Origin of the sequence: Mesorhizobium loti (assembly GCA_014189435.1) — a bacterium.
In the GTDB taxonomy this organism is placed as follows: Bacteria; Pseudomonadota; Alphaproteobacteria; order Rhizobiales; family Rhizobiaceae; genus Mesorhizobium; species Mesorhizobium loti_G.
This window is the reverse complement of record CP050293.1, coordinates 1,731,064-1,746,818: the sequence shown is the minus strand read 5'-3', so window position 1 is coordinate 1,746,818 and position 15,755 is coordinate 1,731,064. Positions and strand designations below refer to the sequence as shown.

General features: G+C 63.4%; 17 protein-coding genes and 1 other RNA gene. 10 read left to right on the top strand and 8 right to left on the bottom strand.

What is annotated here, in order from left to right:
• Window positions 1–138 precede the first annotated feature (138 nt).
• The gene (locus HB777_08425; protein ID QND63928.1) at window positions 139–915 is read left to right on the top strand and encodes a precorrin-6A synthase (deacetylating); all 777 of its coding nucleotides are present in this window, start codon (window positions 139–141) and stop codon (window positions 913–915) included.
• Between the two features lie 105 nt (window positions 916–1,020).
• Here HB777_08425 and HB777_08420 read toward each other — a convergent pair whose 3' ends face one another.
• From HB777_08420 to modA, 4 genes are all read right to left on the bottom strand, one after another.
• Window positions 1,021–1,362, bottom strand: a complete 342-nt coding sequence (locus tag HB777_08420; protein QND63927.1) for a LysR family transcriptional regulator — start codon at window positions 1,360–1,362, stop codon at window positions 1,021–1,023.
• An 80-nt stretch (window positions 1,363–1,442) separates the two neighbouring features.
• On the bottom strand, window positions 1,443–2,555 hold the full coding sequence (gene modC / locus HB777_08415) for a molybdenum ABC transporter ATP-binding protein (protein ID QND63926.1): 1,113 nt from the start codon (window positions 2,553–2,555) through the stop codon (window positions 1,443–1,445).
• Window positions 2,552–3,256, bottom strand: coding sequence for a molybdate ABC transporter permease subunit (gene modB, locus HB777_08410; protein ID QND63925.1), 705 nt, complete (start codon window positions 3,254–3,256; stop codon window positions 2,552–2,554). The genes modC and modB overlap by 4 nt, the downstream gene beginning before the upstream one ends.
• Window positions 3,257–3,281: 25 nt before the next feature.
• The gene (modA, locus tag HB777_08405) at window positions 3,282–4,076 is read right to left on the bottom strand and encodes a molybdate ABC transporter substrate-binding protein (GenBank protein QND63924.1); all 795 of its coding nucleotides are present in this window, start codon (window positions 4,074–4,076) and stop codon (window positions 3,282–3,284) included.
• Between the two features lie 159 nt (window positions 4,077–4,235).
• On the opposite strand from modA, the gene HB777_08400 reads away from it, so the two are divergent.
• On the top strand, window positions 4,236–4,445 hold the full coding sequence (locus tag HB777_08400; protein QND63923.1) for a TOBE domain-containing protein: 210 nt from the start codon (window positions 4,236–4,238) through the stop codon (window positions 4,443–4,445).
• A 101-nt stretch (window positions 4,446–4,546) separates the two neighbouring features.
• On the opposite strand, the gene HB777_08395 is transcribed toward HB777_08400, so the two are convergent.
• Window positions 4,547–5,341, bottom strand: a complete 795-nt coding sequence (locus HB777_08395) for a thymidylate synthase (GenBank protein QND63922.1) — start codon at window positions 5,339–5,341, stop codon at window positions 4,547–4,549.
• Window positions 5,342–5,499: 158 nt separating this feature from the next.
• Window positions 5,500–5,811 carry a DUF2853 family protein gene (locus HB777_08390; GenBank protein QND63921.1) on the bottom strand — a complete coding sequence of 104 codons (312 nt, stop codon included), beginning with the start codon at window positions 5,809–5,811 and terminating at the stop codon, window positions 5,500–5,502.
• Between the two features lie 170 nt (window positions 5,812–5,981).
• Here HB777_08390 and ssrA point away from each other — a divergent pair.
• Window positions 5,982–6,341, top strand: a transfer-messenger RNA (tmRNA) gene (ssrA, locus tag HB777_08385).
• Window positions 6,342–6,454: 113 nt separating this feature from the next.
• Window positions 6,455–7,009, top strand: a complete 555-nt coding sequence (locus tag HB777_08380) for an AAA family ATPase (GenBank protein QND63920.1) — start codon at window positions 6,455–6,457, stop codon at window positions 7,007–7,009.
• 45 nt (window positions 7,010–7,054) lie between these two features.
• On the opposite strand, the gene HB777_08375 is transcribed toward HB777_08380, so the two are convergent.
• Complete coding sequence (locus tag HB777_08375; protein ID QND63919.1) at window positions 7,055–8,260, bottom strand: multidrug effflux MFS transporter; 1,206 nt, start codon at window positions 8,258–8,260, stop codon at window positions 7,055–7,057.
• A 187-nt stretch (window positions 8,261–8,447) separates the two neighbouring features.
• Here HB777_08375 and HB777_08370 point away from each other — a divergent pair, with 187 nt between their 5' ends.
• From HB777_08370 to HB777_08345, 6 genes are all read left to right on the top strand, one after another.
• Complete coding sequence (locus tag HB777_08370) at window positions 8,448–9,137, top strand: TetR/AcrR family transcriptional regulator (protein ID QND63918.1); 690 nt, start codon at window positions 8,448–8,450, stop codon at window positions 9,135–9,137.
• Between the two features lie 118 nt (window positions 9,138–9,255).
• Window positions 9,256–9,795, top strand: coding sequence for a hypothetical protein (locus HB777_08365; protein ID QND63917.1), 540 nt, complete (start codon window positions 9,256–9,258; stop codon window positions 9,793–9,795).
• Window positions 9,796–9,811: 16 nt separating this feature from the next.
• Complete coding sequence (locus HB777_08360; GenBank protein ID QND63916.1) at window positions 9,812–10,009, top strand: DUF4169 family protein; 198 nt, start codon at window positions 9,812–9,814, stop codon at window positions 10,007–10,009.
• Window positions 10,006–10,230: an aryl-sulfate sulfotransferase gene (locus HB777_08355; protein ID QND63915.1), complete on the top strand. Its 225-nt coding sequence runs from the start codon at window positions 10,006–10,008 to the stop codon at window positions 10,228–10,230. Before HB777_08360 ends, HB777_08355 begins: the two co-directional genes overlap by 4 nt.
• Window positions 10,231–10,425: 195 nt before the next feature.
• Window positions 10,426–10,731 (top strand): hypothetical protein, encoded by a 306-nt coding sequence (locus HB777_08350; GenBank protein ID QND63914.1) that lies wholly within the window; start codon window positions 10,426–10,428, stop codon window positions 10,729–10,731.
• Window positions 10,732–10,766: 35 nt separating this feature from the next.
• A complete protein-coding gene (locus tag HB777_08345; protein ID QND63913.1) occupies window positions 10,767–11,648 on the top strand; it encodes a sigma-70 family RNA polymerase sigma factor in 882 nt (293 codons plus the stop codon).
• Window positions 11,649–11,724: 76 nt separating this feature from the next.
• Here the strand turns inward: HB777_08345 and HB777_08340 are convergent, their stop codons facing one another.
• Complete coding sequence (locus HB777_08340; GenBank protein QND63912.1) at window positions 11,725–15,693, bottom strand: AsmA family protein; 3,969 nt, start codon at window positions 15,691–15,693, stop codon at window positions 11,725–11,727.
• Window positions 15,694–15,755: the final 62 nt, after the last annotated feature.

The window sequence follows — 15,755 nt, the reverse complement described above, 5'->3', positions numbered from 1 at the left end:
CCCCCTCGGCTAGAATGCCCTGGCGACCCTAGCGGTTTCAATGTGGCGTTTCAAAGCCCTTCCGCATCCGCGGGCACATCAAAGGGGTCTGGACTACGGTCTGGACTAACAGGTTCCGATCGGGCAGGAGTTCGCTCCATGCGCAAGCTTCTCGTCATCGGCATCGGCGCCGGCAATCCCGACCACATGACCGTTCAGGCCATATCAGGCCTGAACCAGGCAGATGTGCTGTTCATCCCTGACAAGGGGGAGAAAAAGAACGATCTTGCCGAGCTGCGTCGTCAGATCTGCGACCGCTTCGTCACCAACCCGAAATCACGCCGCGTCGAATTCGACGTGCCGGTGCGCGACCTGCCATTAGAAGATGGGCCGGCCCCCTCCTATCGCTCGACCGTCGATGACTGGCATGAGGCGATCGCCGCGATCTACGAGGGCTTGATCCGCGACGAGATTGCGGGCGACGGCTGCGGCGCCTTCCTGATCTGGGGCGATCCTTCACTCTACGACAGCGCGCTGCGCATCCTCGAACGCGTGCGACTGCGAGGCAATGTGGCGTTCGAGCTCGAGGTGATACCCGGCATTACCGCCGTCCAGGCGCTTGCCGCCGGCCACAAGATGGCGCTGAACCGCATCGGCGATTCCGTCCTCATCACCACCGGCCGCCGCCTGACTGAGGAGGGCATGCCGGACAATGCCGCCAGCGCGGTCGTCCTGCTCGACGGCAAATGCGCCTTCAACACGCTGGACGACAAGGATGTCGTGATCCACTGGGGCGCCTATCTCGGCACGCCGGACGAGATTCTCATCTCGGGCCGGGTCAGTGATGTCGGCGCCGAGATTGAGAGAGCCCGCGAAGAAGCCCGCCGGAAAAAGGGCTGGATCATGGACACGTATCTGCTCCGCAAACCTGAATAGGAAGGCAATAGGGGAGTAAGGCAGTAGGGCAGTAGGTGAAGGATGTTTCGTGCTGGAGGACGGCACACGAATGCCTGGTTATTTCTCTGCCCTACTGCCTTCCGCTCACCCCGCATCAATCTCCGCCTGCAGTGCCTCCATATGCGTCGCCGCCGCGGCGGCGGCCGCACGCTCGATGGCGCGGAAGCGGCTGACCACTGCCAGCCCCACGGCCGTCAGTTGCGCGCCGCCGCCCTTGCGGCCACCGGTCTGCGCCGCCACCAGCGGCTTGCCGAACACCCGGTTCATGTCCTCGACCAGGTCCCAGGCATGCTTGTAGGACATCTCCATGCCGCGCGCGGCGGCCGAGATCGAGCCGAAAGTGGCTATCTGTTCCAAAAGCTCGATCTTGCCCGGTCCGATGCGCCCGTCGGGATCGAGATTTATCCGCAAGCTCAGCGACGGCATTTTTGCTCCTCCGCGGTCACGTCCGATCCCATACTAGAATCTCCCCGGCGACACCGCTATTCCGAAAAACCATAGCGCCCTCATCCATCCGCCTCAACGGGCAGTCCGGCGCCGGTGTTCGTCCGGTCGAAGCTCACCGTCTTGACCACCGCGAAAACCTTGCCGCCGAGCCGAAGTTTCAGCGCCTGCCGCGACTGTTCCGTAATGCGGGCCAGCACGATTGCACCGTTGCAGTCGATGCCGACGTCGACCGTCGCCGCTTCGCCCGGGCTGATCACGACAATCGTGCCAGGCAGGATATTGAGCGCGCTAAGGCCTGTCGGTTTCTCGGTGGCGATCATCACATCGCGGGCACGGATACGGATGCGCACCGGCGCACCTGTTTTTATCGCCAGGCGTGGCACACGAATCTCGCCTGCGGCCGATCCGAGCACGGTCATGCCAAAATTCTCGTCATGATGCTGCACCTTCGTGTACAGCACGGCGCCGCCCTCCCCACGCTCCTCCGCGGGCAACAGGTCGAGCCTTTGCATCACAGCTTCGGTCGGTCCGCTGGCGATGACATGGCCTTGCGCCAGCATCACCACGTCGCTGGCCAGCCGCGCCACCTCGGCGACGGAATGGCTGACATAGACGATCGGGATTTTCGTCTCGTCGCGCAGCCGTTCGATATAGGGCAGGATCTCGGCCTTGCGTGCCTCGTCGAGCGAGGCCAGCGGCTCGTCCATCAGCAGGAGCCTGGGGCTGGTCAGCAGCGCCCGGCCGATCGCCACGCGCTGTTTCTCGCCGCCCGAGAGCTTTGCCGGCCGCCTGTTCATGAGCGCACCGATGCCGAGCAGGTCGACAACGGCATCCATGTCAGCGTAGCGCTCCGCCGGCGGCGTGAACCAGCGGCCGTAACGCAGATTGCTGGCCACGCTCATATGCGGAAACAGCCGCGCATCCTGGAACACCATGCCGATACGCCGCTTGTGCTTCGGTACGAAAATGCCGGCAGCTGTATCAACCAGCACGCGGCCGTCGACCTCGATAAGTCCCTTGTCGGGCCGGATCAGCCCGGCGATCATGTTGATCAGCGTCGTCTTGCCCGAGCCCGATGGGCCGAACAGCGCCGTCAGCCGCCCGGCGCTTTCGAAGCGGGCGTCGATGGCGAAACCGCCCAGCCGATGGCTGATGTCGACGAGAACACTCATTCGATATCCATCCGCCGGCCGACACGCCGCGCCAGCACTTCCGAAGCCACCAATGCGGCCATCGAAATGACGATGGAAATCAGCGTCAGACGGAGCGCGCCCTCATCGCCGCCCGGCACCTGCGTGAAGGTGTAGATCGCCGATGGCAATGTCTGCGTCTCGTTGGGAATGTTGGAGACGAAGGTGATGGTCGCGCCGAACTCGCCCATCGCCTTGGCGAAGGCCAGGATGGCGCCGGCGATCAGCCCAGGCAGGATCAGCGGCAGCGTGATGGTGGCGAACACCCACAACGGATTGGCGCCGAGCGTTCCCGCCGCCGCTTCCATCCTGCGGTCCACCGCCTCGATCGACAGCCGGATCGCGCGCACCATCAGGGGAAAACCCATGACGCCGCAGGCCAGCGCCGCACCCGTCCAGCGGAAGGAGAAAACAATGCCAAAATGCTCGGCCAGGAAGGCGCCTGCCGGACCGCGCCGGCCGAAGGTGAGCAGCAGCAGATAGCCGGTCACCACGGGCGGCAGGATCAGCGGCAGATGCACCAGCCCATTGAGCAGCGTCTTGCCCCAGAACTGTCCCCGGGCAAGCAGCAGCGCGATCAAGATGCCCGGCGGCAGGCTGGCGAGCATCGCCACCGTCGCCACCTTGATGGACAGCCGGACCGCATTCCATTCGTCGGGAGTGAGGTCCAGCAGCCAGTTCATAATGCGAGATGAAGCCCCTTGGAACTCAGTTGCTTGGCGCGAGCACGGTAAAACCCTGATCCTTGAAGAGCTCTGCCGCCTTGGCCGACTGCAGGCATTTCAAGAAAGCCGGCGTATCCTTGTCCTTCGAATCGGCGGTCTGGGCAACCGGATAGATGATCGGCGGATGCGAATCCTCCGGGAAGGTGCCGACCACCTTGACGCCCTTTTCGGCATGCGCGTCGGTGGCGTAGACGATGCCAAGGGCCGCTTCGCCCGTCGAAACCAGCTTCAGCGCCGCGCGCACATTCTCGGCCTGCGCCACCTTGCCCTCGACCGAGGACCAGACGCCGAGCGATTCAAGTGCGGCCTTGCCATATTTGCCGGCCGGCACCGCCTTGAAATCGCCCATGGCGAGCTTGCCGTCGCCGATCAGCTTGGCGAGGTCGAAGCCCTTCTCGATCCTGGTTTCAACCGCCGAGTCCTTCGGCGCCACCAGCACGATCTGGTTGCCGAGCAGCTTCACTTCGGTGTCCGGCTTCGTCAGCTTCTTGTCGGAGAGATATTTCATCCAGTCGAGGTCGGCCGAGATGAAGACGTCGGCCGGCGCCCCGCCCTCGATCTGCTTGGCCAGCGCCGAGCTTGCGGCATAGGAAACGGTCGCGGCTTCGCCGACATCGGCCTCGCAGGCCTTGTTCACCGCGTCGAGCGCGTCCTTGAGGCTGGCCGCGGCAAACACCACCACCTTGTCTTCCGCGTGCGCTGCCGGCACCGCCGCCATCACCATCGCCGCAAAACCGCCAATGGCGATCGCCCTCAACCCGAAACCTTTGCGCGTCATGGAAAACTCTCCCTGGTTTGAAATCCGATTGGCTCGAAGCCTGCTGACCGATATATCCGCATGAATATAACAAGGGAAGGCCCGGCGTCCCGTGAAAGCGTCTGTATGACACCAATTGTTCTGTTAAGACCGGCAACGAAACCCCGGAAGGAAACTCCGATGAAGATCAGCGCCCGCAATATCCTCAAGGGAACGATCACCGAGATCGTCAAGGGAGCCACCACCTCGCATGTCAGGATCGACATCGGCGGCGGCGCCATCGTCACCGCCTCGATCACCAACGAGGCCGTCGCCGATCTCAAGCTCGAAAAGGGCAAGCAGGCCTATGCCGTGGTCAAGGCCTCGGACGTCATGGTCGGCATCGACTGAAATTTGCGGCTTAGACGGCGATCGGCGCCTTGCGTACGTGAGCACCGGAAGCGCAGGAAGCTGGCGTTTGCAGGCCGGCATCACCTGAATATCAACATACCTTAGACGGCGATGGGCGCCTTGATCGACGCATCGGCGACGTAGTTTTCCAGCCGGAAATCCTCGAAGCGGAAGGCGAACAGGTCCTTCACCTCCGGATTGATCCACATCGTCGGCAGCGCCCTCGGCGTGCGCCGCAACTGTTCGCGCGCCTGCTCGAAATGGTTCGAGTAGAGATGTGCGTCACCAAGCGTGTGGACGAAATCGCCGGGCTTCAGCCCGGTCACCTGCGCCACCATCAGCGTCAGCAAGGCGTAGGAAGCGATGTTGAACGGCACGCCGAGGAAGATATCGGCGGAACGCTGGTAGAGCTGGCAGGACAGCCGCCCTTCCGAAACGTAGAACTGGAACAGGCAGTGGCAGGGCGGCAGCGCCATCGCTTCCACCTCGGCCGGATTCCAGGCCGAAACGATCAACCGCCGCGATTGAGGATTTTTGCGTATCTCCTTGAGAAGATTCGCGATCTGGTCGATCGAGCCGCCATGGCCATCCGGCCAGGAGCGCCATTGCTTGCCGTAGACCGGGCCGAGATCGCCATTCTCGTCGGCCCATTCGTCCCAGATCGAAACGCCGTTGTCGGTCAGGTATTTGATGTTGGTGTCGCCGGCCAGGAACCACAGAAGTTCATGGATGATCGATTTGAGATGCAGCTTCTTGGTGGTGGTGACTGGAAAGCCGCGCGCCAGGTCGAACCGCATCTGGTGGCCGAAGACGGAGCGCGTTCCGGTGCCGGTGCGGTCGCCGCGATCGGCGCCGTTGTCCAGCACGTGCTGCAGGAGGTCGAGATACTGGCGCATCGGTTCCGGCTCGATTCGGTTGTCCAGCCATCATAGCTGACGGACAGGCAATCGAACACCACAAAGCAGCGCGAGCCCTGCCCGAAGCCAGCCAGTCCCCAGCAACATCACCGGCTGGCGCCTAGACCGCGCCAGCCCTGCAAATTGGCGCGCGATCGTCAGAGGGAGCCGAGCTTGCCCAGGTCCTTCGCGACGAGGTAATAGAAGGTAACCCGGCTCTTGGTGTTATCGGCCGCCATCGCCTTGCAGGTCTTTTCGATCACCGCATCGGCCTTCGCTGCGTCGCTGATGCCGAGCTTCTTGGCGACCCAGTTGTCCCTGACACGCCCGAGTTCCTTTGGGTCGGTGCAGGATACCAGCGAGGAATCACGGTTCCTGAGCGCGATACCCAGGTGCTTTACGATCTTTTCGACCACATCCGCACTGGCGCCAGCGTCGTATTTCTTCACGTCTGCAAGATAGTCGGCCATCAAAATTCCCCTCGTCGGCGCCACGGATCCGATCGATGAGGGCTGTGGCGCGCTGCTGCAACTTGTGCGCTAGGTCGATAACTCCTCACCGTGGCAAAGCTTCGGTTGAGACCGCGCCCAAGTCAACCCTATGGAGATGCGGTTTTGACACGGGGACAAAGTGCCATTGCGGCCTTTCATTTCCTGCGATCGCCCCCTATATTCGGTTTGTCGGCTTGACCGACTATGGCGATAAATGGGCGATGAAATAAGCCGTTCGGACCCGGGGGCGGTACCCGGCGCCTCCACCAAAAGCCGCTGTTGATGACAGAGCGGTTTTTGCTGGGGGCGAAATAGGATCGACGAAGGTGTAAAGATCGTACTTTTGCCCGGCATGGTACCACCGTCATCGGGCTAAACCTGTAGTTGCAAATGACAACTATGCGGAAGCACGTCTCGCCGCGTAAGCGGTGCGATAGCTTCAAATCAAGCCCTAGAGGTTCGCACTTCTAGGCGGGGTTCGGAGGTACCTGGCAACAGAAACCTCCACTTCTCCCCTCCTCAACATGCGCTACGCACAACGGCAGCTCCCGCTGGCCGGTCCTTCCAACGGCTATGGGCCGCGAAGGCGCACCGCCGTGTGCCTCATCTCCATGGACAAAACATGCAAAACGATTCCGATCGATTCTTCGTGCTGACCGGTGGTCCCGGCTCTGGCAAGACCACCCTGATCGAAGCCCTGCGCCGGGCAGGCTTTGCCACCTCCGTTGAAGCCGGCCGCGGCATCATCCGCGACCAGTCCGACATAGGCGGACCCGCTTTGCCCTGGCACGATCGCGCGCTGTTCGCCGAACTGATGTTGTCGTGGGAGATGCGCTCGTATCAAGTGGCGCACGAACAGACCGGGCGTCCTGTCTTTTTCGATCGCGGCGTGCCGGACACGCTTGGCTATCTCAGGCTGAGCGGCCTGCCGGTTCCCAAGCATGTCAGCTCCGCCGCCGAGCGCTTCCGCTATCATCAGCGCGTCTTCGTCGCCCCGCCCTGGCCGGAGATTTTCGCGCAGGATGAAGAGCGCAAGCAGACGCTCGACGAGGCCGAGCGCACCTATCATGCACTGGCTGGCGTCTACACGGAGCTGGGCTATGAACTGGTCCCGCTGCCTCTGGTTCCGGTGGAGGCGAGGTTGCGCTTCGTGCTGGCCGAGGCAGGATTGGCATGAAAAAGGCCGGGGCGAACCCGGCCTTTTTCATGTGTTGGTGGTTGCTTATTCCGCTGGTGCCTCGACGGCTTCGCGCGAGCGGCCGAGCGTGACCTTGGCCAGCGTGAAGGAAATCACCGCGCACAGCGTGATGCCGGCCACCATCGGCAGCGGCGTGCCGTCGAAGAACACGCCGGCGACACCCATGGCGAGTGCGCCGATGGCGAAATGCAGCGTGCCCATCAGCGCCGAAGCCGTGCCGGCGATCTCGCCATGCTCTTCCATGGCCAGCACCGAGGTGGTCGGGATGACCAGGCCGAGGAAGCCGTAGCCGACGAACAGCAGCGCCGCCATCACGTCGAGCCGGTTGATGCCGGTCGCCATCACCGCGAACAGCACCACCATCGTCGTGGCGTAGCCGGTCACCGCGACGCGCACCACGCGCCGCAGCCCGAACCGCTCGGCCAGCAGTCCCGTCATCTGCGACATGCCGATAAACGCGACCGCATTGATCGAGAAGAACACGCTGTAGACCGAAGGCGACAGGCCGTAATGGTCGATCAGGATGAACGACGAACTCGACAGATAGACGAAGAAGCTCGCAATGCCGAAGCCGGCGATCGCCGTCAGGCCGAGGAAGTTACGGTCGCCCATCAGCAAGCGATAGGCCAACAGCGCGGTGCCGAAGGACGACCCGGCGCGGTCTTCCACCGGCCGCGTCTCCTTGAGCGAGGTCGCCAGAAGGACGGTGGCCAGCAGGGCAGCGCCCGTCACCGTCCAGAACACGGCGCGCCAGCCGAAATTCTCGATGATCACGCTGCCGGTCAGCGGCGCCAGGATCGGCGACACCGAGAACACCAGCATCAGCAAGGACATCAGCTTGGCGGCCTCGTTGCCGGTGTGCAGGTCGCGCACGATGGCGCGCGGAACGGCCATGCCGGCGCTGGCTCCAAGTCCCTGCAGGAAGCGGAAAGCGATCAGCCATTCGATGGTCGGCGCCATTGCCGAACCGATGCCGCCGACCATGAACAGCGCAAGGCCGCCATAGAGCGGCAGCTTGCGGCCGACCATGTCGGAGATCGGCCCGACGACGATCTGGCCAAAACCCATCGACAGGAAGAAGATCAACAGGCTCATCTGCACGGCAGCGGTGCCGGCATGCAGATCGGCGCCGATCGACGGCAGTGCGGGCAGATACATGTCGATGGCGAACGGGCCGATGGCGGACAACAGGCCGAGCACGACCGCAATGCGGAGGAATTTGGGACTCATGATAAAGGCTTCTTTCAAATCTGGTTGCCGCCGCCATGCGACGTCTAACCTAGGACGTTCCATCCCATGAGATTCCGACACTCCAGGAGCGAATTCCATTCGTCTCGTCGAGCGAAATCTCTATATCTTCTGTCCACAAATTTAGACACTCTTGTCTAATTCGTCAATCACCTCTATATAGATTTTTATGAAGCTGCACGTTTCTCCTGACATTTTCCCGCCACGCGGCCATGAGGCCAAGCGCCTCTCGATCGTCGATTCCGCCGCCACCGTGTTTTGCCGCGAAGGTTACGCCGGAGCCAACATCGATCTGATCGCCGCCGAAGCCGGCGTCTCGCGCCAGACCGTCTACAATCATCATGGCGACAAGGAAAAACTGTTCGTCGCGGTCGTTCGGGATTTGACCGAACGCTGCAATGCCGGCATCTTCGCCACCATTGCCACCTTCCCTGATCAGCCCAGGGATCTCGAAGCGGATCTGATCGGCTTTGCGGTGCGCTTGAACCAGAACTGCATCTGCAACCGCGACGGAAAATTCCTGCGCAAGCTGATCCAGACCGAAGGCGAGCGCTATCCCGAACTGTTTGCCGAGTGGCGCGAACAGGGGCCGGGCAGGACATGGCCGGCAATCGCCGCCCGCTTTGCCCGCCTCGCCTATGGCGGTTACCTCATGATCGACGATCCGGACGTGGCGGCACGCCAGTTCCTTGGCCTCGTCAATGCCGAACTGCAGACGACCTTCATGCTTGGCGGCTCGCCGCGCGAGGACGAGGTGCTGCAATCCGCGACCAATGGCGTGCGCACCTTCCTGCGCGCCTTCGGCAAGCGCCGCTCCGCAGCCTCAGCGGAAAAGCAAAGCGCGCTGGCCAGCGCCTGAGCGATCAAATCGTCGGCAATAGTCCTCGCTTCCGCGCGGCGGCGGTTTATATCAGGTTTACGCCGCCCTCAAGCTTGATTACAGCTATGCGGACGATTCAACGGAACCCGACCGCCACATGGCCGACGACCACATCCGCTACGACATTCTGGCCCAGGAGGCGTTGCGCGGCGTCATGCGCAAGGTCCTGGCCGAGGTCGCGCGCACCGGCCTCCCCGGCAACCATCACTTCTTCATCACCTTCCTGACCGGTGCGCCGGGCGTGCGCGTGTCGTCGCGGCTGCGCGAGCGCTATCCAGAGCAGATGACCATCGTCATCCAGTTCCAGTATTGGGACCTGAAGGTGACCGACACCGGCTTCGAGGTCGGCCTGTCCTTCTCCGACGTGCCGGAAAAGCTCGAAATACCGTTCTCGGCCGTACGCGGCTTCTACGATCCGTCGGTCAATTTCGAACTCGAATTCGACGTCAAGACGGACGGACCAGCCGAGGAACCAGCCGCTCAAGCCACGCCGGAGCCGCTGACCATCGTCTCCGAGAAAAAGCCGAAGGCCGAGAAGAAGGCAGCTGCAGCCGAGGCGGAGAAGAAGCCCGCAGCCGCGGACGCCGCCACCAAGGGCGCCGAAGTGGTCTCGCTCGACGCATTCCGCAAGAAATAGGCCTGCGGTTCACGCCATGGCCGACATCGTCAACCTTCGCCAGGCCCGCAAGCAGAAGGCGCGGGACGAGAAGGTACGCGTCGCCGAACAGAACCGGGCGTTGTACGGCCGCTCCAAGGCAGAGAAGCAACGCGACGGCTTGATCGCCGACAAGGCCGAGAAATTCGTCGCTGGGCACCGCCGCGAGCCGTCCGGCGCCGAAAACGACCAGTGAGCGCGGTTGAAAAGCGCTCGGTGACCATTCGCGGTCACCGCACCAGCTACTCGCTCGAAAAGCCGTTCTATGACGATCTGGTCGCGATCGCGGCGGCGCGGCAATTGACGCTCGCCGCTCTTGTTGCCGAAGTCGACGAGACGCGGCCGCGCGACACCAACCTGTCCTCGGCGTTGAGGCTCCATGTCCTCGATTGGGCGAAGCGCGGAACGAGCCTCTAAAGTCTCTCGACCACGTCTTCCTTTTTCCTGCGTCTGGTGCCGAAGCCAAGCAAGGTCGAACGTTCGCGCTCCTCGGCCTGCCGGCGTCGTTGCGGGCGACACGAATTATGTCCCAGTGCCCGAATCCTTTCGCCTCACGATAACGTCTCGAAGATGAGCAACCTCAAAGGCGCAGGGCAACCAGGAGGAACAACGATGAAACGCCATCTGATACGCTACAAGACGAAACCGGAACGGACCGACGAGAATGAGCGGCTGGTCAAGGCCGTGTTCCAGGAGCTGCGGGAAAAATCGCCGGAAGGCGTTCGCTACATGACGTGGCGGTCCGGCGACGGGACCTTTGTCCATCTGGTCGAGACGGAAACCGAAGCCCATGCCGACATGATCACCGGGCTGGCGGCATTCGAAGCCTTTCAGAATGGCATCAGGGATCGCTTGATCGAGCGTCCGCAGCGCGAGGAAATGACAGTTGTGGGCCACTATCGGATGCTGGACCAGTAACGGCGAACAGTACCACGTCACCAAACGGCAGGCGCATGAACATCCCTGGCGAGATCCGCGAACCTTTTGACCGCCTGTTCGGCGAAATGCGCCCCAAGCTGCACCGCTATTGTGCCCGCATGACAGGCTCTGTCATCGACGGCGAGGACGTGCTGCAGGAAGCGCTGACCAAGGCGTTCGAAGCCCTGCCCAACGCCGGCCCGATCTCCAACCCGGAAGGCTGGCTGTTTCGCATTGCCCACAATGCGGCGCTCGATTTCCTGCGCCGTCGCGCCCGTGAAAAGGCCTTTGCGGATGAGGATCCGGACATGATCGCCGACCCGGCAAACCCCACAGTCGACCGTCAGGCCGCGGCGGCCGGCCTGCATACCTTCATGCGCCTTCCCGTCGCGCAGCGCAGCAGCGTCATCATGATGGACGTTCTGGGCTATTCGTTGCAGGAAATCAGCGCCACGCTCGACACCAGCATTCCCGCGATCAAGGCGGCGCTGCATCGTGGTCGCCATCGGCTGCGCCATCTTGCGGACGAACCGGACGATCGCCCTGTTCCGAGATTGAGCGACGCAGAGCGTCTATTGCTCGATGCGTATATCGATCGCTTCAACGCCCGCGACTTCGACGCGGTGCGCGACATGCTGGCGGATGAAGTCCGGCTGGAGCTGGTGGCCAGGACGCGGCTCAACGGCCGCAAGGAAGTCAGCACCTATTTCAGCAACTATTCCCGGGTCCAGGATTGGCATCTTGTACCTGGTTTCGTCGAAGACAGGCCGGCGATCCTCGTCCGCGATAGCGATGATCCGGCGGCGCGGCCATGCTATTTCATCCTGCTGGCCTGGCAAGACGGCAAACTCTTGACCATCCGGGATTTCCGCCACGCCCGCTACATCGCCGACGGCGCCGAGTTGTTCGTGCTTTGAAACGATTTCGGCGCGGAAAGGCCTCTCCTACTGCCTACTGCCTACTGCCTACTGCCTACTGCCTACTGCCTACTGCCTACTGCAGCGACTTCAGCAGATTATCGAGCGTGAACGGATTGGACTTCGGCTTGGCCGGCGGCGGATTGTCGTTGGCCTCCGGCAACGGCGCCCGCTCCACCTTCGGAGCCTGCTGCACGGCTTTGCGCTCAGCCTCGAGCTTTGCCTTTTCCTGCGAAGCGATACGCATCGCCTCTTCCGCCTTCTGCCGCTCCTGCTCGTCGGCCTGTGCCTTGGCCGCTTCGTCGGCGGCCTGCTGTTCGGCAGCGGCCTTGGCGTCCGCATCCGCCTTGGCTTTGGCATCGGCATCAGCCTTGGCTTTCGCCTCCGCGTCGGCCTGAGCTTTGGCGTCGGCGTCGGCTTTCGCCTGGGCGTCCGCTTCAGCCTTGGCCTTGGCGTCGGCCTCGGCTTTCAGCCGCGCCGCTTCCTCTTGCTTGCGCAATTCCTCGGCGGCGTTGTCCCGTTCGGTCTGCAGCGCCGCGTAGTAGCGCACCTCGCGCCGCAGCCGCTGCTTCTCGAGCAGGGCCGCCTGCATCGCCTCGACGCGCTGCTGCTCCTTTTCCAGCGCGCGCTGGGTCAGGAACTGCGCCAACGGCTCGCTGTCGAACTCCCGTTTCACGGCGCCGAACGGCCCCTCGGCGGTGAAATTCACGATCGGCTCGGAGCCAACCAGTGCCTCGTCGCCCGGCCGATAGGTGATCGCGCCCTTGGCGGAAACCATGGCTGTGTTGAGGTCCGCGGTGATGTCGGCGGACAAGGTCGCCGCCGGATTGTCCAGGCTGATCGGCGGTGCCCTGAACGTACCGCCGGCAACCGTGAAGGCGATGTCGGTATCCTTGGCGGCAAGACTGCCATCGGAGGCGATGTCAGGCGCGAAACCGGCGGTCTTAGCCGCATCGATGTCTCGCCCGATCGCATCCGCCTTGGCGAGGAACGCGGGGAACGCGTCGGGATTGACGCCGGCGACCTGCAAGCTCTTCAGCGTCGCGGTGCCGGAGCCGGACAAGGCGGCCACCATCCCTTCGACCGATTTGCCGCTGCTTGACAGCGCCGTCGAGAAATCGCCGATGCCGCTGATGCCGGCATCCGGCAGCACGTTCGCCAGATCGGCACCCGCCAGTTTCATCTGGCCGGTGAAAAGTCCGGTGCCGTCATTGTTCTTCAGCTCGAACAGGCCGGTCAGCGCCCCGCCCAGCAATTTCGCCTTCAGATCCGAAACGCGAATGCCTTCCTCGTCGAGCTTGAGCGAAAAGGCGGCGTCATACGCGGTGGCGAACCGACCGGCGGCAAGCGCTGCCGTCGTCAGGTCGAGGTCGGCGGTGAATGGCAGGCTGGATTTCTGGCTGAACGGTGTGGCCGGCCACGCCCCGCTCTTATCAGCCCCGTTCTTGTCGGCAAGAAAGGCGGAATCGCCGAACAGCGCCACCGCCATCGGATCGAGGTCGAGTTCGTCGAGCGCCAGCGCTCCGGCCAGATGCGGCACGCCGGCCTTGCCGTCGACCCCCTCCTTCACATCGACATTGACGTCGCCGGACACCGCCGCTTCGTTGATGGCGCCGCTGAGTTCGTCCAGCACCAGCAGACCGTTGCCATAGTCGCCCTGCGCCGAGAGCGACGTCGACATGCCCGCCCCCATGCCCGGCAGGCCGATGCCCGATGTCATCAGCCATGGCTCGATGTCGGCGGCATCGAGGCTGAGCTTGCCCTTGGCGGCCAGGCCTTGCGGCGTATCGGCGATCGTGCCTTCGAAACCGGCCTTGAAGTCGTCGCTGGCAAGGCTGAAACTCGTCGCCAGGCCGCCGCCAAGCGTGCCCTTGGCCTGAATGTCGGTGCTTGCCTCGCCCAGCATGCCGAGCGGCAGCGCCGGCAGGCCGTAAAGCGCCAGCAGCGCGGTGGCATCAGGGTTTTTGGCGTTGAAGGTCAGCGCCACCGGCGCTTCGAGAAGCTTGTCCACCGCCCCCTTCCCCGACAGCGAGGCGGAAAAGGCCGAGCCGCCGGCCTTGCCTTGCCCGCTCACCGCCAGGCCTGTGGTGCCGTCGCCATTGTCGGCCGCACTCGCCACCAGGTCGACGCGCGCATCCTGGAACAGTTCGGGATAGGCCGCGGCACGGCTCGCCAGCCCTTTCAGCACGGCATTTTCGGGATAATGCTGGGCGGCGACGTCGATCAGCGGCTTCAGGTCGACGGCAACCACCGACGCATCGAGCTTGCCGGTCGGGCTCGCCGGGAAATCCTTGATCCTGCCGGTGGCGCTGATCGAGGCGCCAGCCAGCCCGCCCACCGACAGCCGGTCGATTTCGAGCAGTCCGTCGCGCAGCCTCAATGCGGTGTCGACCGTGTCTGCGGTCAGTCCGCCGGCGCTGACCGGCCCGGCCTTGATCTGGAAATCGAGGTCGCGGTCGGCAAAGCGATTGGCGCCCTTGTCGCTGACGAAGATCGAGGCGAAGGCAGCCAGCCCGTCGACATCGAGGTCGCCGCCTTCGAGCCGCATCAGCACCGAAGGCTTGGCGTCGTCGGGCTGGCTGGAATCGATGCGGCCGGAGAACTTCGCCTTGCCGAGGATCAGTTCGAGATCGCTGAACGCCTGACGCTTCTGCGAGAGCTCGACCTTGGCCCTGAAGCCAGCGGCGGGCAGACGGCGGATCGCCTCGTCGACATCCTTCGACAGCCAGGCGGCAAAGCCGGAGGGTTGCGCCACGGCCAGCAGCAACGAGCCATTGAAGCCGAAATGGCCCTCCACGTTGAGCACGAGCTTGCCATCGGCTTCCAGCGTGGTGCGGCCGGGCAAGGTCGCGGCAAATGATTTCACCGACCAGCCGCCATCGACCGGCTCGGCGGAAAGATGCACGTCGCGCACCGTGGTGTCGCCGGCCACCACCGCCGGCAGCTTGACCTCGAGGGTGCCGGGTATGGTCGGCTTCGGCAGATCGAGCAACGCCTGCTCCAACGCCGCAATGCGCTGATCCAGTGTCAGGCCGACGCCGGCCTGAGCACCCACCGCCTCGTCGAGCTGCACCTGCGCGCCATTGGCCTCGATGGCGAAGTTCGGCTTCAGCCCGAGATCGACCGAGGCCTTGCCGTCTGCGGTGTAGGGGTTGTCGAGCGGCCCGGTCTCGAAGCGGAATTCGTCGACGCCCAACTTCTGGTGGTCGAGCGAAAACTTGCCGTTCAGCCGAAAGCCCGGATCGGGCTTGCCGGCCGAGACCTTCACCGTCTCGCCATCGGTGCCGCGCAGCTCGGCGCTGTTCTTGTCGGCGCCGGAAATCTTGAACTGGCCGGAATAGACGGCTGCCCCATCGACGATGCCGGCATTGCCGTCGGTCTCGATGACCAGCGGATAGGCGTCCGGATCGGCCTTCAGCCGCAGCCGCATCTGCCCGTTGCCTTCGGCCTTGCCGGTGGAGGCCGTAACCGTGGTGCGAAGACCGTCGAGCCGCAGCGTGCCGTCCATGCGCCATGGACCGGCCAGCGACTTGGCCGATATGGTCGAATTGATCTCGGAAAACAGATGGCTGCGCCCGCCGGCGGCATGGCGCAGTTCGATCTGCCCTTCCGTCACCGTCAGCTTCTCGATCGAGATCTGATTGAGGTCGAAGGGCGAGGACGGCCGCATCGCCCAGTCGACGGTGCCGTCATTGGCGATATCGATGGTCGCTTTCGGCCGCACCAGCCGCATGTCGAAGATCAGCACTTCGCCGCGCAGGAAGGGCGCCAGCTCGGCGTCCATCGAAAACGTTTCGACGGTCATGGCCGGCTGGCCATTGGGGCCACCGGCAACCGCGACATTCGAGAAGGTCACCGAGGGGAACGGCAACAGCCTTGCCGTGGCGTCGCCCTGCACGGTCACCTTGCGGCCGAGAATGGCGCTCGCCTCGCGCTCGAATTCGGCGCGATAGCCGGTCCAGTCGATAAAATACGGCACCACCAGCGCCGCACACAGCACCAGCACAAAAAGGCCACCGAAGATCACGAACAGGCGTGCGAGCATCAGCTCCGAACGGGTTGATTGAAATTCTGCCGCACTCTACCCGCATCCGCGTGTCGATAAAG

Bases quoted from the DNA above. Each gene is read 5' to 3' on its own strand.
- HB777_08390 (QND63921.1), bottom strand. From the start codon at position 5,811: ATGGCCGACTATCTTGCAGACGTGAAGAAATACGACGCTGGCGCCAGT.
- HB777_08350 (QND63914.1), top strand. From the start codon at position 10,426: ATGAAACGCCATCTGATACGCTACAAGACGAAACCGGAACGGACCGAC.
- HB777_08345 (QND63913.1), top strand. From the start codon at position 10,767: ATGAACATCCCTGGCGAGATCCGCGAACCTTTTGACCGCCTGTTCGGC.
- HB777_08370 (QND63918.1), top strand. From the start codon at position 8,448: ATGAAGCTGCACGTTTCTCCTGACATTTTCCCGCCACGCGGCCATGAG.
- modA (QND63924.1), bottom strand. From the start codon at position 4,076: ATGACGCGCAAAGGTTTCGGGTTGAGGGCGATCGCCATTGGCGGTTTT.
- HB777_08400 (QND63923.1), top strand. From the start codon at position 4,236: ATGAAGATCAGCGCCCGCAATATCCTCAAGGGAACGATCACCGAGATC.
- modB (QND63925.1), bottom strand. From the start codon at position 3,256: ATGAACTGGCTGCTGGACCTCACTCCCGACGAATGGAATGCGGTCCGG.
- modC (QND63926.1), bottom strand. From the start codon at position 2,555: ATGAGTGTTCTCGTCGACATCAGCCATCGGCTGGGCGGTTTCGCCATC.
- HB777_08365 (QND63917.1), top strand. From the start codon at position 9,256: ATGGCCGACGACCACATCCGCTACGACATTCTGGCCCAGGAGGCGTTG.
- HB777_08340 (QND63912.1), bottom strand. From the start codon at position 15,693: ATGCTCGCACGCCTGTTCGTGATCTTCGGTGGCCTTTTTGTGCTGGTG.
- HB777_08420 (QND63927.1), bottom strand. From the start codon at position 1,362: ATGCCGTCGCTGAGCTTGCGGATAAATCTCGATCCCGACGGGCGCATC.
- HB777_08360 (QND63916.1), top strand. From the start codon at position 9,812: ATGGCCGACATCGTCAACCTTCGCCAGGCCCGCAAGCAGAAGGCGCGG.
- HB777_08375 (QND63919.1), bottom strand. From the start codon at position 8,260: ATGAGTCCCAAATTCCTCCGCATTGCGGTCGTGCTCGGCCTGTTGTCC.
- HB777_08425 (QND63928.1), top strand. From the start codon at position 139: ATGCGCAAGCTTCTCGTCATCGGCATCGGCGCCGGCAATCCCGACCAC.
- HB777_08380 (QND63920.1), top strand. From the start codon at position 6,455: ATGCAAAACGATTCCGATCGATTCTTCGTGCTGACCGGTGGTCCCGGC.
- HB777_08395 (QND63922.1), bottom strand. From the start codon at position 5,341: ATGCGCCAGTATCTCGACCTCCTGCAGCACGTGCTGGACAACGGCGCC.